General features: G+C 40.1%; 19 protein-coding genes and 1 tRNA gene. 8 read left to right on the plus strand and 12 right to left on the minus strand.

Features of this window, described 5'->3' with window-relative positions; translation table 11 throughout:
• Positions 1-168: 168 nt before the first annotated feature.
• Both SYJ56_RS09665 and SYJ56_RS09670 read left to right on the plus strand, forming a co-directional pair.
• Positions 169-321 carry a hypothetical protein gene (locus SYJ56_RS09665; RefSeq protein ID WP_323833837.1) on the plus strand — a complete coding sequence of 51 codons (153 nt, stop codon included), beginning with the start codon at positions 169-171 and terminating at the stop codon, positions 319-321.
• A gap of 217 nt (positions 322-538) precedes the next feature.
• Complete coding sequence (locus SYJ56_RS09670; RefSeq protein ID WP_323833839.1) at positions 539-1,084, plus strand: DUF2971 domain-containing protein; 546 nt, start codon at positions 539-541, stop codon at positions 1,082-1,084.
• A 200-nt stretch (positions 1,085-1,284) separates the two neighbouring features.
• Here SYJ56_RS09670 and SYJ56_RS09675 read toward each other — a convergent pair.
• The 8 genes from SYJ56_RS09675 to SYJ56_RS09710 all read right to left on the minus strand — a co-directional run bounded on the left by SYJ56_RS09675 (position 1,285) and on the right by SYJ56_RS09710 (position 7,640).
• Positions 1,285-1,371 (minus strand) — tRNA-Ser (locus SYJ56_RS09675).
• A 98-nt stretch (positions 1,372-1,469) separates the two neighbouring features.
• Positions 1,470-2,537 carry an asparaginase gene (locus SYJ56_RS09680; protein ID WP_323833840.1) on the minus strand — a complete coding sequence of 356 codons (1,068 nt, stop codon included), beginning with the start codon at positions 2,535-2,537 and terminating at the stop codon, positions 1,470-1,472.
• On the minus strand, positions 2,534-3,310 hold the full coding sequence (locus SYJ56_RS09685; protein ID WP_323833842.1) for a TatD family hydrolase: 777 nt from the start codon (positions 3,308-3,310) through the stop codon (positions 2,534-2,536). The genes SYJ56_RS09680 and SYJ56_RS09685 overlap by 4 nt, the downstream gene beginning before the upstream one ends.
• A complete protein-coding gene (locus tag SYJ56_RS09690) occupies positions 3,307-4,416 on the minus strand; it encodes a glycosyltransferase (RefSeq protein ID WP_323833844.1) in 1,110 nt (369 codons plus the stop codon). The genes SYJ56_RS09685 and SYJ56_RS09690 overlap by 4 nt, the downstream gene beginning before the upstream one ends.
• The gene (locus SYJ56_RS09695; RefSeq protein WP_323833846.1) at positions 4,413-5,039 is read right to left on the minus strand and encodes a polysaccharide deacetylase family protein; all 627 of its coding nucleotides are present in this window, start codon (positions 5,037-5,039) and stop codon (positions 4,413-4,415) included. The genes SYJ56_RS09690 and SYJ56_RS09695 overlap by 4 nt, the downstream gene beginning before the upstream one ends.
• Position 5,040: 1 nt before the next feature.
• Positions 5,041-6,252: a PP2C family protein-serine/threonine phosphatase gene (locus tag SYJ56_RS09700; RefSeq protein ID WP_323833848.1), complete on the minus strand. Its 1,212-nt coding sequence runs from the start codon at positions 6,250-6,252 to the stop codon at positions 5,041-5,043.
• 2 nt (positions 6,253-6,254) lie between these two features.
• A complete protein-coding gene (locus SYJ56_RS09705) occupies positions 6,255-6,506 on the minus strand; it encodes a hypothetical protein (RefSeq protein ID WP_323833850.1) in 252 nt (83 codons plus the stop codon).
• A gap of 33 nt (positions 6,507-6,539) precedes the next feature.
• Entirely contained in the window at positions 6,540-7,640 is a 1,101-nt protein-coding gene (locus SYJ56_RS09710; protein WP_323833851.1) for a glycosyltransferase, read from the minus strand.
• Between the two features lie 21 nt (positions 7,641-7,661).
• Between SYJ56_RS09710 and ruvC the strand changes: the two genes are divergently transcribed.
• Positions 7,662-8,237 carry a crossover junction endodeoxyribonuclease RuvC gene (ruvC, locus tag SYJ56_RS09715; protein WP_323833853.1) on the plus strand — a complete coding sequence of 192 codons (576 nt, stop codon included), beginning with the start codon at positions 7,662-7,664 and terminating at the stop codon, positions 8,235-8,237.
• Positions 8,238-8,289: 52 nt separating this feature from the next.
• Here ruvC and SYJ56_RS09720 read toward each other — a convergent pair whose 3' ends face one another.
• The gene (locus tag SYJ56_RS09720; RefSeq protein ID WP_323833855.1) at positions 8,290-8,844 is read right to left on the minus strand and encodes an outer membrane beta-barrel protein; all 555 of its coding nucleotides are present in this window, start codon (positions 8,842-8,844) and stop codon (positions 8,290-8,292) included.
• Between the two features lie 176 nt (positions 8,845-9,020).
• Between SYJ56_RS09720 and SYJ56_RS09725 the strand changes: the two genes are divergently transcribed.
• Positions 9,021-9,584, plus strand: coding sequence for a Crp/Fnr family transcriptional regulator (locus tag SYJ56_RS09725; protein WP_323833857.1), 564 nt, complete (start codon positions 9,021-9,023; stop codon positions 9,582-9,584).
• 13 nt (positions 9,585-9,597) lie between these two features.
• Here the strand turns inward: SYJ56_RS09725 and SYJ56_RS09730 are convergent, their stop codons facing one another.
• The 3 genes from SYJ56_RS09730 to SYJ56_RS09740 all read right to left on the minus strand — a co-directional run bounded on the left by SYJ56_RS09730 (position 9,598) and on the right by SYJ56_RS09740 (position 13,925).
• On the minus strand, positions 9,598-10,137 hold the full coding sequence (locus tag SYJ56_RS09730; protein ID WP_323833859.1) for a hypothetical protein: 540 nt from the start codon (positions 10,135-10,137) through the stop codon (positions 9,598-9,600).
• A gap of 246 nt (positions 10,138-10,383) precedes the next feature.
• The gene (locus SYJ56_RS09735; RefSeq protein WP_323833860.1) at positions 10,384-11,547 is read right to left on the minus strand and encodes a PepSY-associated TM helix domain-containing protein; all 1,164 of its coding nucleotides are present in this window, start codon (positions 11,545-11,547) and stop codon (positions 10,384-10,386) included.
• On the minus strand, positions 11,547-13,925 hold the full coding sequence (locus SYJ56_RS09740) for a TonB-dependent receptor (RefSeq protein ID WP_323833862.1): 2,379 nt from the start codon (positions 13,923-13,925) through the stop codon (positions 11,547-11,549). Before SYJ56_RS09740 ends, SYJ56_RS09735 begins: the two co-directional genes overlap by 1 nt.
• 215 nt (positions 13,926-14,140) lie before the next feature.
• Between SYJ56_RS09740 and SYJ56_RS09745 the strand changes: the two genes are divergently transcribed.
• The 4 genes from SYJ56_RS09745 to tamL all read left to right on the plus strand — a co-directional run bounded on the left by SYJ56_RS09745 (position 14,141) and on the right by tamL (position 23,670).
• Positions 14,141-14,758: a hypothetical protein gene (locus SYJ56_RS09745; RefSeq protein WP_323833863.1), complete on the plus strand. Its 618-nt coding sequence runs from the start codon at positions 14,141-14,143 to the stop codon at positions 14,756-14,758.
• Positions 14,759-14,822: 64 nt separating this feature from the next.
• On the plus strand, positions 14,823-16,190 hold the full coding sequence (locus SYJ56_RS09750) for a purple acid phosphatase family protein (protein WP_323833865.1): 1,368 nt from the start codon (positions 14,823-14,825) through the stop codon (positions 16,188-16,190).
• Between the two features lie 264 nt (positions 16,191-16,454).
• The gene (locus SYJ56_RS09755; RefSeq protein WP_323833867.1) at positions 16,455-21,386 is read left to right on the plus strand and encodes a translocation/assembly module TamB domain-containing protein; all 4,932 of its coding nucleotides are present in this window, start codon (positions 16,455-16,457) and stop codon (positions 21,384-21,386) included.
• Positions 21,376-23,670: a translocation and assembly module lipoprotein TamL gene (gene tamL / locus SYJ56_RS09760; protein WP_323833869.1), complete on the plus strand. Its 2,295-nt coding sequence runs from the start codon at positions 21,376-21,378 to the stop codon at positions 23,668-23,670. The genes SYJ56_RS09755 and tamL overlap by 11 nt, the downstream gene beginning before the upstream one ends.
• The last annotated feature ends 81 nt before the right edge of the window (positions 23,671-23,751 follow it).

The following is a 23,751-nucleotide window of genomic DNA, read 5'->3' on the forward strand; positions in this document are numbered from 1 at the left end:
GATCTGCTTGTATATGTTTGAATTTCAGATACTTAAATATACTCAAGTACACTGGTTCTATCTATATTCACCTCCCAATAATTCTACATTTTATTAATCGAACTCAGGTTAATAGTAACACGTCAAGCTGAAGGTGTGAGAATACTCTAAGAAAAGTCAATAAATCTTATGATCGATATTTTCATTGATTTCCTTAAAAACATCTATGATGGTAATACCTATCATTACACGAAGGCTTCAACAGCAATTGACTATATTCTTCACAATGAAAATCTACGATTTCAACAAGCTCGTAAATCAAATGATCCGATAGAAAGCTGAAAGAAGAACCGTTTCTTATAATACTGGAAGAGAAAAGATTAGAAGTAATAAACAATCTGAAGATGAAAATGAATTACACGATTTTGTCAATAATTTAGAAGATCGATTTCATCAAATTTGTTTTTCTCAAAATAGAAAGGACGAGGATTTTGCTAGAAAAAATGACTTTTCAAACTTTAGAGGTCACGAAGAGTTATTTGGGTTTACTAAACTTAGAATGTGGGATCAATATGCAGATAGATTTTCTGGGGTTTGTATAGCATTTTCAAAAGAAAAAATTCTATCCAAGAATTCTAAAAAATTTGATCTAATAAAAGGTGACGTACAATATTTAACATTCCAAAAACTGTGGATTGAAAAGCCAGGTGATATTCAGGCGGATCATTTGTCTAATTGTGGAGTAGAGCCATACAAACAACAACTTGAAGAATCAGTTAAAAAATCTTTTTTTTATAAACATCTTGACTATTCTGGAGAAACTGAATATAGAATTGGAACATTATTTCATAAGGAAAAATGTTGCGTTGAGAATATTCGAGGAGAAATAATTTTTGATAGATCGATGATGCTCGATATTTCAGGTTGTATCACGGCGATATTTGTATCAAGTTTTGCAAATGAAAAACAGAAAGATGATCTACTTGATTATGCAAATAAATTCAACGTGAATTTAATTGAAATGGACTGGCAGTATAGTTCGTTTAGAGCGAGGGACTACAGAAAGAATAAGAATTTTTTTAAGGAATTGAAATTATCTAAGTAAGCCAAACGCCTAATCGGTTAGATTCAGTTAGCCATTTGTCCGCAATTCAACTGTTTGAGCTTGGACTGTTTACCCTCCCAAACTTTCAGAGTGATCCATTTAAGAGGAAGTGTCTGTTCCAAAAACAATCCAAATTCGCTACTGATTCAAAAACAAAAACCCTAACTATCAATATTACAGATAGTTAGGGCTTTGTCCTGTAGAGAGGAAGGGATTCGAACCCTCGATACCCTCACGAGTATACACGCTTTCCAAGCGTGCGCCTTCAGCCACTCGGCCACCTCTCTAGATTGATTTCCAATACGTATTCCGAATCGGAGTGCAAAGAAAAATATTATTAGTGCCGTTTCCAAATTATCCTGAAAAATAGCCGTTGAAATTGTTATCAAGCGCTCATCTCTCCTGCCAAAGGTGCTTTCAGCTTTGCAACAACATCTGCGTGCTTATTTTCCTGCCCTAGTAGAAACATCAATTTCGTCACAGCTGCTTCAGTAGTCATATCGGTTCCACTGATCACCCCAACATTCAGTAACTCTTTACTAGTCTCGTATCGTCCCTGAATCACTCGGCCTCCATTACATTGAGACACATTTAGGATGATGATTCCTTTTTTAATGGCCTTTTGAAGCGAATCCATAAACCATGCTTCGCTAGGACTATTTCCTGAGCCATATGTTTCCAATACAATTGCTTTAAGCCCCTTTATATTAAGTGTGGCATCAATCACATTTTGAGTGATCCCGGGAAATAATTTCAGGATAAGTACATTATTGTCAAGTGAATTTCTATTCACCAATTTCTTGTGGGTTTCTAGGGGACGAATTGCCTGCGTGTTATAATCAATCACAATTCCTGACTCAGCGAGAGGCGGGTAATTCTCTGATTCAAACGCGTCAAAATGCACGCTTTGCACCTTCTTAGAGCGATTGCCCCTTAGCAGTAAGTGATTAAAGAAAATACAAACCTCAGGCACTATCGGCTCTCCATTGATTTTTGCTGTAGCAATTTCCAAAGAGGTCATCAGATTTTCACGTGCATCTGATCGCATAGCCGATATTGGCAACTGTGCTCCTGTGAAAATCACCGGTTTATTCAAGCCTTGAAGCATGTAGCTTAGCATAGATGCAGAATACGCCATGGTATCTGTACCGTGAAGCACGACAAATCCGTCATAACTATCGTAATTCTCATAGATAATATAAGCCATATCTTTCCAGTGACTCATAGTGACATTAGAAGAATCAATCGGTTCAGGGAAAGAAATGACGGTAATGGCAATATCCATAGTGTAGAGAATAGGGATCTTCTCAAGGATCTGTCCGAAATTAAATGGTACCAGTGCGCCACTATCATCGTAGGCCATACCAAGTGTGCCTCCTGTGTAAATTATAAGGACAGAGGAAGTTTTGCTGGTACGCAGTGCTGTGTTTAATCGTACTATTTTATAATTCATGATCCAATTTCACGGAATAAGTTAAGGGCGTTTTGTTTAGTCTTAAGAGCTACTTCCTCCTTCGAAATCTGGAGGTAATCCCCGATTTTCTCAGCAATAATGGGTAAATACGAAGGAGAGTTCCTTTTTCCTCTAAATGGTACCGGAGCAAGGTATGGGGCATCCGTCTCCAAAACCAAATGATCAAGGCCAATTTCAGGAATTACCTGATCCAATCCTCCATTTTTGAACGTCGCTACACCTCCAATACCTAACAAAAAGCCTAAGTCTATAATTTGCTTTGCTTGTTCCAAATTGCCATTGAAACAGTGGAATATCCCTTTCAATTGGCCGTCATGCTCCTCCTTAACTATAGCAATTGTCTCATCTATTGAGTCTCTACAATGTAGCACAATTGGCAAATCTCTTTCTTTAGCCCAATTGATCTGAATTCTCAGTGCTTCTTTTTGCTGCTCAAAAAATGTTTTGTCCCAATATAGATCTAGCCCAATTTCTCCCACAGCAGCAAACTGACGTTTACTCAGCCAATCTTCCATAGTAGCTAATTGCTCATGAAAATCTTCCTTCACATCACATGGGTGCAACCCCATCATAGGAATGCATAATCCCGGATATTTCTCCTCACAGCCAAGCATCGCTGTGATGGTCTCCACATCCACATTCGGCATGTAAACCCGCTCTATGCCAGCATCTCGGATATCTTGGATTACCTGATCCCGATCCGAATCAAATTTGGAAGAGTAAATATGTGCGTGTGTCTCTATATAATTCATGGGTATATTCTGGATTTCCATTTTACTTTGGAAGGCCAAAAATAGTAAAGAATAGTAAGGACGGTAGTATTGAAATTATAAAAATCAAAAACCAGTATGGGTAGCCAGCTGATTTTCACATCCACTTTACTGGCAATCCCTGCAAGAAATATGGCCTGTAACAGTGCTTTCATTAAGCCCAGAATTATGCCTGCAACTGGATTCAGAAATAATAGACCTATAAGCCCTACAAAATAACCGACCTGAAAGGCTAATATCAGCTTCCAGTAAACCGGCAAAGTCATCGCGCCATTCATCCATCGCTTTCTCTGATCCATTAAGTTGAGAAAGCCAGTTTCAGGAATTGTCCTTGCCAGCATTCCTGCACTTACTTGATGAGCTATTTTGAATCCCAGACGCTGAATAGAACGTGATATTTCCAGATCTTCGGTAAGGCAAAAAGGCAAATTTTTAAAGCCCCCGGATTGCTTATACGCTTCCTTGCTAATCACCATATTATTCCCTAGGCCTGTCGTCTGAATATTCAAGTCCGTAGCTAGTTTGACAAATCCCAAGGTTAACCACCAATCAATCTCCTGAAACTTCTCCATCAAGCTCTTAGCTTTCACCTGCGTAATCCCAATGACCATACCTACATTCTTATCAAAAGAGGAAATTCCTTCTACTATCCAATTAGGATTTACTTCGCAGTCCGCATCCGTAAAAAAGTAATACTCACCATTGGCTTTCTCTCCTAAAATTGCCAAAGCATTTGCCTTCCCATTTTCATTATACAATGCCGTTTGCGAAGGTTTGATTGTTAAACATGTGCGATTTAAACTTTCAGAACACCAGACTTCCAAGATCTCAGCAGTCCCGTCGGTACTTTGATCATCTGCAAAAAAAAACTGGATACGAGCTGCCGGGTAATCCAAACACTCAAAGGATCTAAGAAGATTAGGAAGGTCTATTTCTTCATTTCTGGCAGCAACCAGAATGGATACAAAAGGTAAGTCTGAGGGTAACTTTCCGCTGTGATCTTTCCAGAAAAAAAATAGTCGACACAACAGAATGACAAACTGAACCAGAATAAGCCCTACTATTCCGATACAAAACCAGAGAATCATAGCACGTCTGTTTGCCACCCCATCTCCTGAATGTAATCAAGGTATTGAGGCAGTATTTTTGGCAAAAGTTCTTTTGTCTTTAACTGATCATGAAAGACGGTAATAAAGCCAGCTTTGGTATGCTGTATTGATTTTCTCAAAACAACTTTTGAATTCAAGCTTTGATCATAATCACCCGAAAGCATTGTCCACATCACAATCTGATGGAATTTAGATACCTCCACAGCCTGACTTGATTTGATCAATCCATAAGGTGGCCTAAAAAGTTTTGTTTTTATACCCAAGACATCTTCAACCGCCCTATCACACAGTTCAATATTATCAAGGTAAATCGACTTTTCCGTTTTCCAGCCATTTAGGTGGTTGAAGGTGTGATTACCTAGCTTATGACCAGAACTGAGAACTTCCTGAGCTAGGGCTGGATTCCTTCGCACATTATCTCCCACCACAAAAAAAGTTGCTTTCTGATTTCTTTTGGCCAGTTCCTGCAAAACATAATCTGTAACTCCAGGTACCGGGCCATCATCAAAAGTCAAGAAAATCGTGTTTTCAGCAGTTTTTTTGCTCCAAATCCTTTCTGGATAGAGTCGCTGAAAAAGCATTGGAACTGTATGCCATACCATACTATTGGAATCTTAAACTTAGCAAAGTCAAATCATCCCTCAGTGGCACATCTTTCGAAAACTCCCTGATTTTTTTCAAAAATTTCCGATGAAAATCATCTGGATCTAACTTTAAGTTCTTGTCAATAAATTTTTCTAAGCGTTCTTCTCCGTACTCTTCTTCAGATGGATTCATTGCTTCCGTCAATCCATCTGTATATAGATGTAGCGAGAAGTTTTTGAGATGTTCACGCTTTCCTATTTCCAGAAATGGCAGCTCCTCAAAAGCTCCCAAAATCGTTGTTCCTGCATGTAGATTCTCACATTTGCCTGTTTCTTCGCGACATAGCAATGGCGGATTATGTCCAGCATTCACATAGGTAAGTTCGCGGGTTTTGAAATTGAAATACCCAAGAAAAAATGTAATGAAGCGCTCACCATGTGTATTTTCATACAAGGTGTAATTCAACTGCTTTACCACCATTTCCAGGTCTGCATCGCTGCGCAAAAGTGTACGCAATGCTGCTTGAAAATTAGACATGAGCAATGCCGCAGAAATCCCTTTGCCAGATACATCTGCTATACAAAAGTAAACCTCATCTTTGGATTTGCGGATCAGATCATAATAATCGCCTCCCACCATACTATGTGGTAAATAAGTCACCTTCGCCTTCAGCTCTTTATCTACGGGAAGCTCAGCTGGGAAAAGCATTTGCTGCACCTGAGAGGCTATCGCAACTTCTCTATTCAAGATTTCCTGCTCAAGCTGCTTTCTGGCAAATCGCTTATTTTCCAAAGCCACTACCAGAATATTGGTCAAGGCCTGCGTAAAATTCAGATCCAAATCCAAGTTCAAATCCTTTCTCTTGAGAAAGAGAATTGCAAGCATCTTGTCCTTATGATAGACTGGCAGATATGTTTCGAGTTCTTCAAATGAATACTGTTCTTCCAATTCTAATCTCAATTCACCAGTGGCCTTCACATCCAATACCTGATCAGCCGAAATCAAAATAGGTACATTCCCCTTTACTCCATGAGAAATTTTATTTTCAAAAGCCCCTTCCTTTGCCACGTACAATATCAGCGCTTTGATATTGAGATGAATTAGGCAAGTGAACTTGAAAATATTGAGCAAAACTGTCTCGGACTGATTTTCATTGATAGCCTGAGTGATCTCCAGTAGAGATTTGAGTTGTAGCTCCTTGCGTTGATATTTGTGTGTTTCTTTGACCAATTCTAACGTGTATTGTGTGCCATCAAGCCCTTTTTTGTTGCCAAAAAATATAAATCCTTGCCTTCTTTTATAATATCAACTGCTCCAAATCTCTCAGTATCGGGATTATCCAGACATTTGACATATCCTTGAGAAAAAAGGCTCTGCAAAGTCGTCAACAGCAATTCCTCCTCCCAACTCAATGTTTCCAATAGATATCCGTATGGTTGGACGAAATAGAGTTCGTCCATTAAATCAAATTCTTCGTCGTTCATGTTCTGATTTTCAGATTCTAAATTAACACTTCTCTAGTTCTCCCTGCCTTTCCATGTGAATTTTCCGCTCAAAGCTCCTATCCCAACTCGCAAAACATAGAAGGGATGTACAAATGACGTTTGAAGTATCGAGAGATTACTCGGTTTGCTACCAAGAGTTTTTAAAACTTTGCCCAAACTAAGCTGTTCTGCATATATTTTTATTGCCCAAACCAATGCAAAAGCCAGTACTCCTTTGCCTCCAAGAAAAATCAAATAAGCACTTCCAATCCAAACTAATTGAGTGAAAAATGCTGCAGCGGAAGACAAAGCATGAGAGATGGAGGAATGTGCATTCCACTTACTCGCCCAGCGAACACGCTGATTGATCAATGCATTCCATGTAGGCTCTGGCTTTGTTTTGACCAAAGAATCCAAAGTTGCTAAATAATAACAAGCTCCTTTTCCATATAGTTTATGGATTTTCTTCATTAGAAACTCATCATCACCTGAAGGAAATTCTCGATTCCCATCATACCCATTCACTTGCTCAAAAGCCTCTTTCCTGTAAGCCAGATTAGCTCCACTACACATCAAGGGGGCTTTGTTTGCAAAAGAGTAATTTGTCAGCAACAGAATACTTGCCCAGTCAATCGCTTGAAATACATCTAAAAACTCACCCTTCCCCTCCACCTGTACTGCTCCAGCTACTAACTGAACTTTAGGATTTTGGAATGACAAAACCATTCTTTCAATCCAAAAATCCTGAAAATCACAATCCGCATCTGAGCAAAGGATAATTTCTCCATTCGCCAGTTTCACCCCCAATTCCAATGCGCTCTTCTTCCCCTCTTTTTGACTTCGAAGAACTTGGACATTTTGATTCTCTGAAAAACACTTTTCCAACAGCCGAAAAGAGTCATCCTCAGAATGATCATCTATCAGCAGAATCTCAAGACTTGGATAGCTGAGTTTCTTCAAATTTAAACTCAAACTTGGGATGTTTTTAGCTTCGTTCCGAAAAGGAATGATGAGTGTCACTAACGGAGTAAATGAAAGATCTATAGCCTTATATCCATTTATTTCCCAAAATCTACTCATCCACCAAAGCAATGCGAGGTAACTCAGAGACCAGATGAGGTAAAAACTTAGCATGTTTTGGGCTAACTTGCGCGGGTGAGCAAAGAACAAGAAAAAGCACCAAAGGAAAAAATCATCTTAGGCATAGATCCCGGCACAAACGTAATGGGTTATGGGGTGATTTTGACAGAAGGCAAAAAGTACAAACTCTTACAATACGGCGTCATTCATCTCAAAAAGTATGAATCGCATGAATTGAAACTCAAGAAAATTTTTGAACGGATTACAGGGATTTTAGAGGAATTTATGCCTGACAGTGTGGCTCTAGAGGCGCCTTTCTTTGGGGTAAATGTGCAATCTATGCTGAAACTTGGCCGGGCACAAGGTGTAGCTATGGCAGCTGCTTTGGCAAGAGATATCCCTATCACAGAATATTCCCCTAAAAAAGTAAAGCAGTCAGTAACAGGAAATGGAAACGCTTCTAAAGAACAAGTTGCAGCTATGCTTCTGACACTTTTCTCGATAACCGAACTTCCCAAAATGCTGGATGCGACTGATGCTTTGGCGGTAGCATTATGCCATCATTTTCATGAAGGCAGAATCCAGACTAAAGGCAGAAATGCAGGGTGGAAATCTTTCATAGAAGAGAACCCAGATCGGCTGAAAAAATAAAAACCCGGCAAAACAACCGGGTTTTAAATAGACTCTTAATGCATAAAATCAATTAGAAATCATATCCCAATGAGATTTTCAATACATTATTTTTGACATTTTGATTGTAGTAGTTCACACTCTGGAATCCTATATCATAACTTACCTGAGCATTCAATCCCAGTGGTAAATTAGCTCCTACTCCCACTACTCCAGCTAGATCATAACCTTTGATGGGCTCTGTGGTTGTTTCAGTGCCACCGTCTACGTATTCAAGCTTTCTAGACACCAATACAGAACCTTGTGGACCTGCGAAAACATTTAGAAAAGGAAGTAAATTAGCTCTAAGCAAAACTGGTACTTCTACATAATTCAATCTATCACTTTTCACAGCAGGCGTTCCTGTGTCCCCAACCCGCTCGTGACCTTTTTGTGAAAATTGAATTCCTGGCTCTATCGATAGAAATCCTAAGTCTTTTTTGTAGTATGCTCCAGCATGAAAGCCTGCTATAGCTTCAGAACCAAAGTCAGTGAAGTTAGCACTGCTAAAGCCTGCCCGAACGCCAAATTGCGCTTGAGCAGTACCGAAGAAACCGAGCGCGAAAACGAATACCAAAAGTTTTTTCATAAAATATTAATTAGTTAATAGAGTTTATCGGTTAATTCAATGATTTAAGTATTTAAACCTGAGATATTTCCAGTATTAAGACGTGAGTTAGTCTGCTTCTTTTTAAATTTAACTGCACAAATTAAGGTAAAGGCCATTATTTGCAGTTAGCCACCTAACTTTTTTATAACGAACAAATGGAAAATTTCTTAAGCCTGTTCAGCAAATTCCCTACCACAAGTGACGATGCAAAGCAAGCTTTTGCAAATCACTTGGAAGAATTTGAGGTAGAAAAAGGCTTTTTACTTGAAAAAGAAGGACAGGTAAGTAAGTATCTATACTTTGTGGCTGTAGGTTCCGCAAGAAGTTATTACATCCGTGATAATAGAGATATCACGGTCTCTTTCACCTTAGATGAGGAATTTGTCACCGCCATGCATTCCTTTATCACCCGAAAACCCTCCTACGAAAACATCGAAACAATGGAGAAAAGTAAAATTTTTAAAATCTCCTATGAAAACCTGCAAGCATGCTTTATCGAATTTCCTGAACTGGAGCGTGCCTATCGTATGATTTTGGAGCAGTATTATATTGTGCTGGAAGAGCAACAGATTTTCACAAAATTCAAAACAGCTCGGGAACGATACCTCGAACTGCTGCAATACCGACCCAAAGTGATTCATAGAGCCTCTGTGGGTCAAATCGCTTCTTTTCTGGATATGACCATTGAGACTCTCAGTAGGATAAGGGCTAAGATCTAACGCTACTCCTTAATTAAGACCCACTTCCCTTAAACTGATCTTCCTTGTAAGCAAAAAGCACGTTGAAAGTTGTCAATGAACCGTATGCTCTGGTGATGTATTGCTGAAGATGAACGCGGTCTTCATCGTCCAATTTGGGATGATTGTTGATGTTTTGTTCCAAGACTCGAAGCTTCTCCCGAACCATCACAATCTTATGAAAAAAGGCAGCCATCGGAATCTCCTTGCTTTGTAGTGAAGAATCATTGGGTTCAAACACTACATTCCCTCCTATCCACTTTCCCCCTAAAGGAATAATTGGAGCTCTCTCCGAAGTCTGGATAAGCGCTTCTCGAATCGCCCTTTCCACATCCTTCATCGTGAGCATAGGGAAATCCGGCACCTTGGCTTCCTCCACAGTGAAGCCATCATAATCACGGGCAAGTGTCTTTATCTCCTCTGTGTCGTAAAAGAAGATTTTGTAATAGGTGTCGTCTACAGAAAGGATCATTCCTGTTCCAAATTTGGGATGGGATAGTTTACTTCCCGGAGCTAGTTCACTTGCTGATGCCATTGTAATAAAGGTTTAGGCATCCAAAATAAGGAATTTCGGTAAATTCATACCCAGTAAAAAATGCACCTGATGCAGTATTTATAATATCTTACCAATCGCTAAATTTCATACACTTTTGGTAATGTTATTTCAGGATGAGATAGTCCGATATAACTTCGGTTGCCCCAATATCTGCCGGTTTAAAACGTAGAAAGGCTGCAAAACCTTACAACCTTTCCACATTCTAGCTTAAAACCACTAATGAGATCAAGCTTTTGTCAACTCCCTCTTTTCCTTGACCTGAGAAACTGACTTTTTCACCTTATTCCTCCTTCCCCACCAGATCAAGAAACCTGTGACTGGCAATGAAGCGATAATTGCACTTAGGCAAAAGGCCAAAATCTTCCCCGGCAAACCCGCAATCGCACCCACATGAATATCGTAATTCATCCGCATGATTTTCTGTGCTACAGTAGCTTCCTCGAGTCGGTTATAAAAATGCTCCACAGGAAGTTCCTCGAGCGTATTCTGGTCAAAGTATCGGTAGTCAGATTTCCAATAAGTGGAAGCATCGGGATTCGCATTCGCCGCAATCGCAGCTCCTTCGAATTCTGGTGGATGAACTTCTATCCAATCAGCATTGGGATATTCTGCGTTCATTTTCATCCATACCGCATCCAGCGCCGGAATTTCCCCTTGATAGGTTTGTGTGGAATCTGAGATTGGATTGTAATATTCTACAAATTTTTCACCTCCTGAAGCAACGAAATACACTCCGTCTCTAAACCACAAAAAGCCCCATACCAAGCCAGTCACTGCGAAAACCAAGGCAAAAGTCATCACATAAAATCCCAGCACCTGGTGAAGGTCATAGTTCTTCCTTCTCCATCTCGCAGACCATTTGATCTTCAGACTCTGATTTAGATTCTTCTTTTTCTTTGGCCACCAAAGGATCAGACCAGAGATCACCATAAAAAGGAAAACCAAGGTAAATGATGCCACCACAGGCTGACCAATTTCAGGAGGAAGCCACAGATAGAAATGTCCGTCTAGAACAATCCTGAAAAAATCCGCATATTCATCCTTCATCTGGAGTAATTCCCCGCTATAGGGATTGATATAGGCAGTTTGATAGTGATCATTGCCTTCCCCATAACTGAAAAATATTGCTTGTGCAGATTTCTCTCTGGTTGGATAAAGCACTGCATGCAAATGTCCTTCAGGGTAGGCTGCTTGAGCGATTTCACTGATTTCACTAGGTGGTAAAACAGCTTCATCTTGCGGTTCAACAGCTAAGAAAGGATAAGCCAACTCTTTGATTTCTGCCTGAAAAGCGTAGATGCAGCCAGTGATAGCTACTATAAACACCACAAGCCCAGACGATAGTCCAAGCCATAGGTGAATTTTTCCAATCGTTTTTCTTAAACTCATCAGAATCGATAATTGAGACTTAAAGAAGCGTTTCTTAAATTCTGAGGTGTCACGGTGGACCACCCAGAGTAATATTTCTGATCCGTCAAGTTGTTCACCTTTAAAGCCAAGAAATATTTTGAACCTGAGTAAGTAAGTGAAGCATTAAACACCTGATAAGCGGGAAGCGCAAAAGTGCCAATATTTGCTCTATTCATGGTTAAGTATTCACTGGCTGTATTGCCACCAAACCCTAGCCCTAAGCCTTTCAAACCACCAGCTGAGAAGGAATAACTTGTCCAGAAATTAAACAAGTTTTCCGGTCCTGCTTCCTCCGGGCGAAGACCCAAATAGCCACTTTCAGGATAATCTTCAGTCACTTCAGCATCGTTTTTACTAAAACCTGCCACTACATTCAAACCTACCACCGGGGTGGCAATTACGCTGAATTCAAAACCTTTGCTGACTACTTCACCACCTTGGATGGAGTTGTTGATATCAGCCGGATCGGTCATCACTCTATTGGAAACGGTGATGTTGTAGTAGCTGGCGGTAGCTGAGATTTTATCTTTATAAAGATTCGTTTTCACACCGAATTCCAGTTGATTGGCTTTCTCAGGATCAAAAGTTTTCAACCTGGTATTGCTGCCATCGGCATCGCTTACATTCACTGGAGCGATATTCACAAAGCCATTCATATAGTTACCAAAGATGGAAACCTTGTCTTTTACCGGCTGATACACGATGCCGAATTTTGGAGAAACAGCAGTTTGGGTGTTTTCTTCAGAATCTGTGCCCCAAGCTTCATTTTTGAAATTGTCAATTCTGACACTTGCCATTGCGGAAAGCTGTGGAAGCAATTCTATTACATCTGAAACATACGCACTCATGATGCGGGTATTTCCCGTAGAATTCCCTTCAAAAGTACCTTTCAATAGTTCATCCACACCCGCCTGAGTCAACACACCTGTGTCGGCTCCATCAGAAAGTGTTACCACACCATTGCCAACCCATCCAGTGCTGCTGTTCAAAATATCAGCATCAAAATAATCCAATCCTATGATCATCTTATTTCGCATCGAACCTAAATTGAAATCGCCGATGAAATTCTGCTGAATATCTGTAGTCAAGGTCTGCCCATTGCGGTCAGAAATGTATCTGTAGAATGAGTCTCCGTCGCTTCCGTCAAATAGGTAGTGATAATAGCCGTCAGTTTTGGTAGAGCTTCTCGAAACTACCGTTTGAGAAGTCCAAGAATTTGAAAGTTTGTAGAAGGCCTGAGCCTGAAGCGCATAAGATGCATTATTGATACTCAACTCACTTCCGGTAAATGATCGCTCGTAATTCTGCTCAAAAAGATCAATAGAATCGAAAGTAATCGGATTGTTTCTATTCAAGAAAATCATCGGTGCGTTTACAGAGTTTGAATTCAAAAACTCCGTATTGATCAAGAAAGTAAGGCGTTCACTTGCTTCAAACTTAAAAGATGGAGCAATGAAAAAAGAATATCTTCCGCCAGCATCCTGAAAAGTATTATTTGACTGATAAGCAGTATTTACCCGAAAAGAAGCCGTTTCATTCAATGGCACATTGACATCACCTGTGATTCTATTCAGACCATAGCTTCCAGTGATGAAGCCAACTTCACCTTTGAAAGTATCGGTTGGGCGCTTGGTAGTGATATTGATCAGACCACCATAAGAAATAACGGAACTTCCGAAAAGCGTACCGGATGGACCTTTGATCACGTCTACTGTTTCGACGTTTGCTGGATCTAGACCACCGTTGTTTAGGCTTGGCATGCCATTCACCATAGTAGGCTGCACCGCAAAACCTCGCATAGCGTAATATTCGGCTCCGTCGCCTCCACGTCCTGTTGATTCCCAAAGTCGTGTGACACCAGTCGCATTTTTAAGGGCGTCATTCATATTGGTCACGACCTGCTCTTTTAGCAGTTTTTGGGAAATAGAATTGTAAACCTGCGGATTTTGTAGGTCAGTCAGTGGCAGCTTAGCTATTGTGAAATTGCTGTCAGAATAAAATCTGTTTGAAGCCTGATCTGTCACTATTACTTCCGACAAATCCGTGGAACTTTCTGCCAACATGAAGTTTACAGAAAGTGTCTCGCCAGCACTAAGCTGTATGTTTCGTTCCTGCTTTTCGATACCCACAAAAGAAGCATAAACAGTATAGCTACCTGGAGCGATATTTTTGATTTCAAAGAAGCCATTTCTATCAGTTGCATTTCCTTTAGCGAGTCCTTTGATACCGACATTCACAAACTCCATCGGCTGCTCATCCGAGGTAGTTACAAATCCTTTGATGCTGGCAGACTGAGCAAAAGCAGCGAAAACACAAAGGTAAAATAGGGTGGTTAGGAGTATAATTCTACGATTCATCTTGGTTTGGTTTTCAAATATTCCACAAACCTATTACTTAGATTGATTCTAAACAAGCCTTATTTAGAATTAATCTAATAATAAAGTAAAAAATAATTTCAGCTCAATTCTGTGTTCTACTAAGCTGCAAGTAAGGCCCAATTTCTACTGCAATCAGCAGATTTACTGATGCTATGCGGGATAATAAAGAGAGAAATGAATAAATTTAAACGCTAATGAAATTCATGAAAAACCTGCCTCGCTATATCCTCCTATCCATTTCTGTTTTTTTGGGATTTACCTTCTGGGGTTCAGGAATGGCCAAATTATTCTTTGAACATAGATTCTTTGGATGGATAGGTCCGGTTTGGCTGATTGAAGAACTGGAACCTTATGGCCTTGGTCTATATGGTAAATTCATTGCCCTTAGTCAAATAACCATTGGATACCTGCTGTTGACCACACGCTACAAGCTAATTGGTAGCATTATGATGCTTCCGCTGATCGGGAATATTCTGATGGTAACCATTTCTTTGAAATGGCAAGGAACACCTTATGTTTTAGCGATTCTACTGCTCTTCGATTTGATTATACTATGGCAGTATCGGGACTTCTTCAGGCCGCTGATCGACGAGGGGAAAAGCTATTATAGGATGAAAAACCGAAACATCAGGACTACGAATGGACACCTTGTGTGGCTAGCAGGTCTTGGATTACAGTTCTTGTCCATTCAAGTTTCGTATTGGAATTGGATGACAGCCTGTGTGGTAGTGGTGATTGGCGTGGTACTTTCTGGGTTGAGTTTTAAAGTAGATCGCAAGTTGTGGATTGATAATGATTTAAAAATTCCATAACATCACTTTTGAAAAAATCTAATCATTTTACTCCTTCTTTACATTTTCACAAAACTTCCATTGGATGAACACTGCACTTAAGATAACTTTTGCCACGCTATTTTTACTTTCTCTTACCGCCAATCTCTTTGCCCAGAAATTCCTTCCAACGGAATTCCCAGACAGGGTCGTACTTACTTGGTCGGATGACCCGATGACCACGCAGTCTGTTACGTGGAGAACTTCCGCTGATGTGAATGATTCAAAGGCACAATTTATCCTAGCGCCTAATACACCAATTTATCTCGACAGTGTAGAGACTATTGAAGCTAAAACTGAATTTCTGGAAGTGGACAGTGTACAGGCAAACTATCATTCGGTGACTTTCCAGAATCTTCAGTCAGGCACCACATATGCCTATAGAGTAGGAAATGAAGGAACTTGGTCAGAGTGGTTTCAATTCACCACTGCTCCGGAAAAGGATACTCCATTTTCTTTCATCTATTTTGGAGATGCTCAGAACAACCTCAAATCTCAGTGGTCTAGAATTATCAGACAGGCATATTCTAATTTGCCAAAAGCTGCATTCATGCTACATGCAGGTGATTTGATCAATAGTACCCAATCCGATTCTGAATGGGGCGAATGGAATTATGCTGGTTCATTCATTAATGCAATGATCCCGAGTATCGCCACTCCTGGCAACCATGAATATGATAGCGAAGAAGATGGTACTTTAGTTCTGGATTATCACTGGAAGAAGCAATTTATATTTCCTGAAAATGGCCCTGAGGAATTCTCAGAGACAGTCTATTACATAGATTACTCAGATGTAAGAATAATTTCGCTGAACTCGCAAGAGATAGTTGTGAATGAAAACTCCATGGCCACCCAAAAAACATGGCTGGAAAAAGTACTTTCAGAAAACCCCAAAAAGTGGACTATCATTACTTTTCATCACCCGATTTATTCTTCTGGAACAGGCCGCGATAACAAAGAATTCCGCGAAACCTTCAAGCCTATTTTTGATAAATACAAAATTGATCTTGTGCTTCAGGGGCATGACCATTCATACGGCAGAGGAAGAAATCTTCCTTCTGGAGTAGCCAATCAAGATCCAGCAGCGCAGGGACCTGTATATGTTGTATCGGTGAGCGGTCCAAAAATGTACAACCTCACCTTTGATAAGTGGATGGACCGAGCGGGTTCCAATACGCAACTATACCAATTGATAAGTATCGAAGGAAATCGGCTTAGTTATGGAGCCTACACTGCAACGGGCGACTTGTACGACGCTTTTGACCTCATCAAAGAGGTTGACAAACCTAAGCAGTTCATCGACAGGGCGGATAAGGCAATCCAAGAGGCCATCGAACTTACACCTGGCTCTGAAAAGAAAATGACACCTGAGGAAATGGCGGAATATATGCGCACATATAAAAAGGGGAATTGATCTTCATAGCACCACAGCTCACCTTTTACAACCTTATTTTTGCGTGTAAAAAAGTAAATGGACAAAACATCAAGCTGGCTTATTTATTGACAGTTTTTTAGTTTAGAGAGAAATACATTTACAAACGTTACTTAAACGCTTAAATCCATTAAACGCTTCTTTGCTAAATTTGTAAAGATTCTGGGAATTACTGTCGCCGTAATTTTGGTGATTGTAGGAGCTCTGATTCTATTCATCCGCAGCCCTTGGGGTCAGGGGATAATTGTGGACAAAGCAACAAGCTATGTTTCTGGCAAAACAGGGACTGAAGTATCAATAAAGCGCCTTTTTATTACTTTTTCGGGCAATATTTATCTGGAAGATTTATATCTGGAAGACATTAAAGGGGACACCTTAGTTTACTCCAAAAACCTAGAAGCAGGAGTGGCTTTTGCACCGCTTCTCACCACAGGAGATATCAGCGTGACCAAGTTAGCTTGGGAGGGAGTGGTGGCTCGCGTGAGTCGGAGTACTGATACTGAGAAGTTCAACTTTGATTTTTTGATTGAGGCTTTCGCTTCCCAACCTGCGGATTCTACCCTAACTGAAGCCTCTGATACCACTGCATCAGATCCTCTTCAACTAAAACTTCCCCCTATTTCCCTTCGGGATTTTGACATCACTTACCTCGATGAAGTGATGGGAATTGATGCCTCTATAACCCTCGGAGAATTGGATGTGACAATACCAGATTTGGATTTGGAAAAGTATGAGTTTGACATCGAGAAAGTGGCAATCCAAAATGCAGATATCAAGTATAGCCAAACAAAGCCTTTTCCACTTTCTGAAGAATCTATAGAAGAAACGCCAATGCCAATCTTGAATGTGGAGGAGCTCACACTTTCCAATGTCACGGTCGGTTATACCAGTGCGCCGGACAGTCAGGAAGCGCGGGTTAGTATAGGGAATTTACTATTAGAACTCCCAGAAGCAAATCTGCAATCACAGACAGTAATCCTCACCACTTTCTCTTTAGAAAAGTCCTCAATTCTATTCCACGACTTCTCTGTTACTAATCCAAGTGATTCAGTAAACATAAACACTTCCGCTCCATTTGAATGGCCAGATTGGGTTGTAGAAGGAAAGAATATATATATTGACTCCACCGATATCGAATACAAATCCGCTGATGTTCCTATCAAAAAAGGAGTCTTCAATCCTGAAACAATTACCATCTCAAACTTAACTTTTGACGCAGAAGACATCTTCCTAAAAGATGAGCAAGTCGGAGCAAATCTACTGGAGTTTCATTTCCAAGAAGGCAGTGGTTTTGAGCTGAAAGAATTCCAATTCGGCTTAGAAGCAGGAAACAATTCAGCCAGTATAGAGAATCTTTTACTTGCTACTAACCGAAGCAATTTGGATGCAGAAATTGCTGTACAATACCCTTCCATCCAAGAACTCATCGACGATTACGAAAGTCTCAAGTTTGATTTGACGGTGAACGAATCCAAATTGGACATTCGCGACAGCTATTTCTTTGACCCGACATTAGCTCAGGACACGCTCATCCGCGAGCTGGCATCAGATCCGATTATATTAGAATTGGAAGCTAAAGGCGATCTGAAAGCAATGAATATTGCCAGTCTGAATCTTCAATGGGGAAATAGTGTATTCACCGCTAATGGAGCGGTTCAAAACCCTATGGAGGTGGAACAGCTTACTTTTGATTTCCCGGATATAAATCTCCAGACAAATAGAGAAATGCTTTTGAAATTTGTCAAAGAAGAAGATTACGGAGTACAGTTTCCAGAACAAATCAACCTGAAAGCAAGTGCAAGCGGGATGATCGATAACCTTTTGGTAAATCTGGATCTGGACACAGATATGGGTAATATCCTTCTTGAAGGAGCCTATCAAAATAACGGACAGCTTGCTTTTGACGCAAATCTAAATGTAAACCAGCTGCAACTAGGTAATCTCCTTAAGCAACCGGAACTGGACACACTGACATTTACAATCGATGCCAAAGGCTCAGGATCCAGCCTCAATAATCTTAATGCGGAATTGTCCTCCACGTTTGAACGACTTAGACTTTACGGCTCAGACTATTCAGGCTTGAAGTTGGGAGGTAAATTAGTTGATGGAGCAGGAGATCTTGATGCGGCTTTAGATTCGGAATTTTTGGATTTTGCGTTGATTACAAAAATGGATCTGGATTCTATCAACTCACGTGTAGACCTCAATCTGGATCTGAAAGGGGCTGATTTTTACGAACTTGGTCTGACAGCAAAAAGTACCAGAACAAGTCTAACACTCGAAGCAAATTTCGAAGGTAATCTGGAAGAGTTTGACCTTAACGCGCTGATGCAAGATGGGGTTTTATTGTACGATGGGAGAACCTATCCAATCGGTGAGCTAACACTTGATGCAAATGTTCGGGAGGATTCCACTAGCGTGGACATTGCCAGTAAATTAGTAAACGGCTACGTCCGAACTAATACTAATCCTGCTGAATTGACCACAGCTATTTCTGAGCATTTCCTCCAATACATAGACAAGGCTGATTCAGTTCAACAGATGGGGGAGCGAAACATCGTGATGAATATGGACTTGAAGATATCTGATGATCCTTTGTTAAGTGAAGTACTTATACAGGGTTTGGAACAATTTGATTCGGCAAGAATTCAGGCTGATTATTATCAGGAAAGAGACTCATTGACAGCCGATATTGACTTCCCATACATCAATTACGCAGGAACAGAAGTGGATAGTTTGGGACTTAGAGTCCGCTCAAACAAAGATGTACTGAGAATGTATGTAGGTTTTCAAGACTTAACTTCAGGACCGTTAAACATCGGCACAACTTTCATGACAGGGCAACTGGCTGACTCCAGATTGTATTTTGATTTTCACTCATTCGAAGATGAAAAGAGCACCTATCATGTCTCTTCAGATATTGGCCTGATCGGAGATACAGTTAGCTATCATGTGTCATCAATTGACCTAATGCTTAAGGGAGAGGAATGGGCTGTCCCAGAGAAAAACATGGTGAAATATTCAGGCGAAAGTCTGGAATTCAAGGATTTCAAATTCACCAAAGGCAATCAGGAAATCTCCTTTGTGAATAATGTAGAAGGATTTACAGATGAAAATATTGCACTCCTATTTAGAGACTTCAGATTATCGACGATTACCAGCTTATTAAACCCACAGGAGATCATAGCTGGAGGAAAGATGGATGGCCGATTGGTGGTAGAAAATCCTTTTGGAGCAACAGGACTTATGGGCGAGCTAAAAGTGGACAGTCTCAAAATTGTGAATGTACCACTTGGTAATCTGAGTCTTGAGGCGACTGCAAAAAGCATTGGAAATTACATTCTAACACTGGGATTAAAAGATGGTGGATTTGATCTGGACCTGAATGGTGATTTTGTTGCAAATGAAACGGGGGCAGACTTTGACGTAAAACTCGATTTGAATAGGATTGAAATGGAAAAAGTAGCCGCTCTTTCTCAAGATCAAATCCTGAATGCAGCAGGATATCTCTCTGGAACAATTACAGCAAACGGCACAACAACTGATCCTAAATACGAAGGAGAAATCCAGTTCAATGAAACCTCCTTTGTCCCTGCTCAGCTCAGCACAAAATATATACTTTCTGATGAAACCCTGAAAGTGGACAATGCAGGAGTTTATTTCGACCAATTTACGATCAGAGATACTGAGAGTAACACCTTCACCATTGACGGTACCATCGGTACAGAAAGCTATCTCAACCCAACCTTCGATCTAAATCTTACTGCTCTAAACTTTATGGCAGTAAACTCCACAGATAAAGAGAATGATTTGGTTTATGGCAAAGGGACTATTGATGCAGATGTCTCTGTCAAGGGTGATCTGGTACTCCCTATCATCAATGCAAAATTGGGCGTAAAAGATAATACTGATTTGACCATCATCATTCCTGAATCAGAACTTGATTTAGTAGAGAGGCAAGGTGTTGTTTTATTTGTAAACAAGGAAAACCCTGATGATATCCTAACACGACAGTCTGAAGAAACAACCAGTGCATTTGCAGGATTTGACATTCAGGCTTTATTGAACGTAGATTCTGAGGCACTTTTCACTATTGTGATTGACCCATCCACGGGTGATAATCTTCAGGTATCAGGTGATGCAGATCTTCAGATGGATATCAATCCAAATGGCAGGATTACACTAAGCGGTAACTATGAAATCTCCGACGGACATTATGAAATGTCCCTTTACAATCTGGTCAGCCGGAAATTCAACATTAATCAAGGAAGCAAAATCACTTGGAATGGTGATCCTATGGATGCCGATTTGGATATTCAGGCTATTTATAAAGTAGAAACCGGAGCTTCAGAACTAATGTCTGCACAGCTTACAGGAAGCAATAATCAAACACAGACACAGTACAAACAACAACTTCCATTCTTAGTCTATCTCAATGTCAAAGGAGAACTGCTCAAGCCTGAAATCTCATTTATGCTGGATATGCCAGAGAATCAAAGAGGAGCTTTTGGTGGTAATGTATATTCACGCGTGCTTCAAATCAATGAGCAAGAGGATGAATTGAACAAGCAAGTATTCTCACTTCTTGTCCTTAATAGATTTTTCCCTTCTTCAGGAAGTGATGGTTCCAATGGTGGTGCAGAAGCAATAGCTAGGAATTCAGTGAGCCAAGTGCTTTCGGATCAAATGAATGCTTTGTCCAGCAAACTGTTTGGAGATAGTGGATTCCAAGTGGGATTTGACGTCGACAGCTATCAGGACTATCAATCGGGTAGCGCTCAAAGCAGAACAGATTTAAATATTAATGCCCAGCAAACGCTATTTGATGATCGCTTGGTCGTGCAGGTTGGTAGCCAAGTTGATTTAGAAGGCAACTCTCAAAGTTCAGAGCAGGCTAATTCGATTTTGGCAAATATCAGCTTTGAATACATGCTGACAGAAGACGGACGATGGAGAATCAGGGCTTTTCGTAAGAACCAATTTGAAAGTATCATCGACGGACAACTAGTAGTCACTGGTGGTGGTTTGATCTTCGATCGGGAGTTCAATGAATTTTCAGAATTATGGCAGAGTCCCATTGCTCCAGAAGATCAAAATAAGACGAACCCAATCGATGAATTAGAAAAAAAGAACAATAAGAAAAAGAGCGCTAAAGATTCAGAAGAAAATGAGAAATAAAGGATTCATATCGGCTACCTATTTATTTCTACTTGCAGTCGTGCTTAGCTGCAACGTGAAAAAATATATTCCAGAAAATGAATTCTTGTACAGAGGAGCAGAGCTAGAAATCCAATCTGAGGTCGATATCAAAGAACTGGATGCTATAAAAGAAGAGTTAGAAGGACTGCTACGACCTGAGCCAAACTCCAAATTCTTAGGAATGTATGTAGGGCTTTGGGCTCACTACAAAGGTGCCCAGGAAAAACCTGGCTTTATCAATCGCTTTTTAAACAAAAAAATTGGTGAAGAGCCTGTGTATTTCAGTCAGGTAGCTCCTAGTCGTACTGAAGAATTAATCCTAAACAGACTGGAAAATCGAGGATTCTTTTACAGTACAGCCAACTCTGAAGTTACCCGAAAGGATAAATTTGCCGAAGTCGATTATACCGCCAAGATTTCCAAACCATATAAACTCACTGAGGTAGTAGTGGAACGCGACAGTTTAGAAATAGACAAAGAAATTATAGCTCTCATTGAAGAAACATCTCTTGATTCAGGAAGTCGCTTTGATCTAAACAGGTTGAATTTTGAAAGGACTAGAATTGATTCAGCCCTCAAAGAAAAAGGTTATTATAATTTCAATAGTGACTATCTCATTTTCGAAGCAGATACAAACATTTCCGATAGTGCAAGACTCTTCAAACTTTACCTAAGATTGAAAAGAAATGTGCCAAAAAATGGTATTATCCCCTATTCCATAGACTCTATCAATGTTTTCCCAAACTATTCTATCGATGAAAATGCTGAGAAAATCGATACTGTCATTTTAGATGGTAAAAACTTCATCCAAGGTGATAATGTATTCAAACCTGAACTCTTGAACGATTATATACTGATCCAAAAGAATCAACGATACAACCCTAGGCTCTCCCGCCTCTCCAGTAACAGACTTAGTTCCATAGGGAATTACAAATTTGTTAATTTACGATATGAGGAATTGGAATCTTCTGATTCACTTGGGCATCTTAAAGCTAATTTCTATTTATCCCCAATGACCAAACGCTCTGTGAGAGCAGAATTACTTGCAGTGTCCAAATCCAACAACTTTGCCGGGCCAGCTTTGAATTTGATATATAGAAACAGAAACTTATTCCATGGAGGAGAAACTCTTAATCTCACGGGAAGAATAGGCTACGAATTTCAAGTTGCTGGAGGGGAAGGTAGAAAAGGACTTCAATCCTTAGAGCTTGGCTTAAGTGCTGATTTAATTTTCCCGAGAGTAATCTTCTTTGTCCCAATAAAGGAAAAGTTTAGTTTATCTGTTCCGAAAACTAAAATGGGATTAAGTGCAGAATACCTAAGTCGTGGTGGTCTTTACCGTCTCAACTCAGTTTCTGCAAATTATGGCTACTTCTGGAATGCTAACAGATATGCATATCACGAGATCAATCCTATCAGTCTGAGCGTGGTGAATCTTTCCCAAACTTCACCGGAGTTTGACCAGATTTTGGAAGACAACCCTTTCCTGAAGCGTAGTTTCGAACAGAATTTCATAGCTGGAATTAACTACACGTTCAACTACAATAAACTGAATGACAGATTCCGTACACATGGATATTTCCTTGGCTTTGGCCTTGATTTCGCAGGAAACACTCTTCACCTTATAGACAAAGTATTTGGAAAAGATGATGGCAAATTTTTAGGCTTAGAATATGCACAATATGGCAAATTTGACCTCGATCTAAGATACCATTTTAACATAGACAGAAAACAAACTGTTGCCACCAGACTATTTGCAGGTTTTGGATTTCCTTTTAACAATTCTCAGTCTTTGCCATATATCAAGCAATACTTTTCTGGTGGACCCAATAGCGTGAGAGCATTCCGTATCCGCTCTATCGGACCAGGTACTTATCGCCCTGAAAACTTTGACATCAACTCCTACTTCGATCAATCTGGTGATATTCGAATCGAGGGAAACATTGAATATAGGTTCCCAATCGTATCCTTATTAAAAGGTGCTTTGTTTATGGATGCCGGAAACATCTGGCTAATGAATGATAATGAAGCGCTCCCTGGTGGGAAATTTACTTCTTCTTGGTGGAATCAACTAGCGGTCGGAACTGGTGTTGGTTTAAGAGTAGATATTCAGTTTTTTGTCATACGCTTTGATTTGGCTACACCGTTACGTATTCCTTATTTAGAGGAAGGTGAACGATGGGGAAATAGCTTTGATATAGGTAGCAAAACCTGGAGAAAGGAAAACCTGATCTTCAACTTTGCAATTGGGTATCCTTTCTAAACATCTTTGACCACTGAGTTCTTGAAACTTAAACTTCAAAAATCCTAATTCTCGACTACCTTAGGATTAAATCTTCTTTCC

This window comes from Algoriphagus aurantiacus (assembly GCF_035156405.1).
Classification (GTDB): domain Bacteria; phylum Bacteroidota; class Bacteroidia; order Cytophagales; family Cyclobacteriaceae; genus Algoriphagus; species Algoriphagus aurantiacus.

Excerpts from the sequence above, each read along its gene's own strand:
- SYJ56_RS09665 (WP_323833837.1), top strand. The coding sequence starts at position 169 with ATGATCGATATTTTCATTGATTTCCTTAAAAACATCTATGATGGTAAT.
- SYJ56_RS09670 (WP_323833839.1), top strand. The coding sequence starts at position 539 with ATGTGGGATCAATATGCAGATAGATTTTCTGGGGTTTGTATAGCATTT.
- SYJ56_RS09680 (WP_323833840.1), bottom strand. The coding sequence starts at position 2,537 with ATGAATTATAAAATAGTACGATTAAACACAGCACTGCGTACCAGCAAA.
- SYJ56_RS09685 (WP_323833842.1), bottom strand. The coding sequence starts at position 3,310 with ATGAATTATATAGAGACACACGCACATATTTACTCTTCCAAATTTGAT.
- SYJ56_RS09690 (WP_323833844.1), bottom strand. The coding sequence starts at position 4,416 with ATGATTCTCTGGTTTTGTATCGGAATAGTAGGGCTTATTCTGGTTCAG.
- SYJ56_RS09695 (WP_323833846.1), bottom strand. The coding sequence starts at position 5,039 with ATGGTATGGCATACAGTTCCAATGCTTTTTCAGCGACTCTATCCAGAA.
- SYJ56_RS09705 (WP_323833850.1), bottom strand. The coding sequence starts at position 6,506 with ATGAACGACGAAGAATTTGATTTAATGGACGAACTCTATTTCGTCCAA.
- SYJ56_RS09710 (WP_323833851.1), bottom strand. The coding sequence starts at position 7,640 with ATGCTAAGTTTTTACCTCATCTGGTCTCTGAGTTACCTCGCATTGCTT.
- SYJ56_RS09720 (WP_323833855.1), bottom strand. The coding sequence starts at position 8,844 with ATGAAAAAACTTTTGGTATTCGTTTTCGCGCTCGGTTTCTTCGGTACT.
- SYJ56_RS09725 (WP_323833857.1), top strand. The coding sequence starts at position 9,021 with ATGGAAAATTTCTTAAGCCTGTTCAGCAAATTCCCTACCACAAGTGAC.
- SYJ56_RS09730 (WP_323833859.1), bottom strand. The coding sequence starts at position 10,137 with ATGGCATCAGCAAGTGAACTAGCTCCGGGAAGTAAACTATCCCATCCC.
- SYJ56_RS09735 (WP_323833860.1), bottom strand. The coding sequence starts at position 11,547 with ATGAGTTTAAGAAAAACGATTGGAAAAATTCACCTATGGCTTGGACTA.
- SYJ56_RS09740 (WP_323833862.1), bottom strand. The coding sequence starts at position 13,925 with ATGAATCGTAGAATTATACTCCTAACCACCCTATTTTACCTTTGTGTT.
- SYJ56_RS09745 (WP_323833863.1), top strand. The coding sequence starts at position 14,141 with ATGAAATTCATGAAAAACCTGCCTCGCTATATCCTCCTATCCATTTCT.
- SYJ56_RS09750 (WP_323833865.1), top strand. The coding sequence starts at position 14,823 with ATGAACACTGCACTTAAGATAACTTTTGCCACGCTATTTTTACTTTCT.
- tamL (WP_323833869.1), top strand. The coding sequence starts at position 21,376 with ATGAGAAATAAAGGATTCATATCGGCTACCTATTTATTTCTACTTGCA.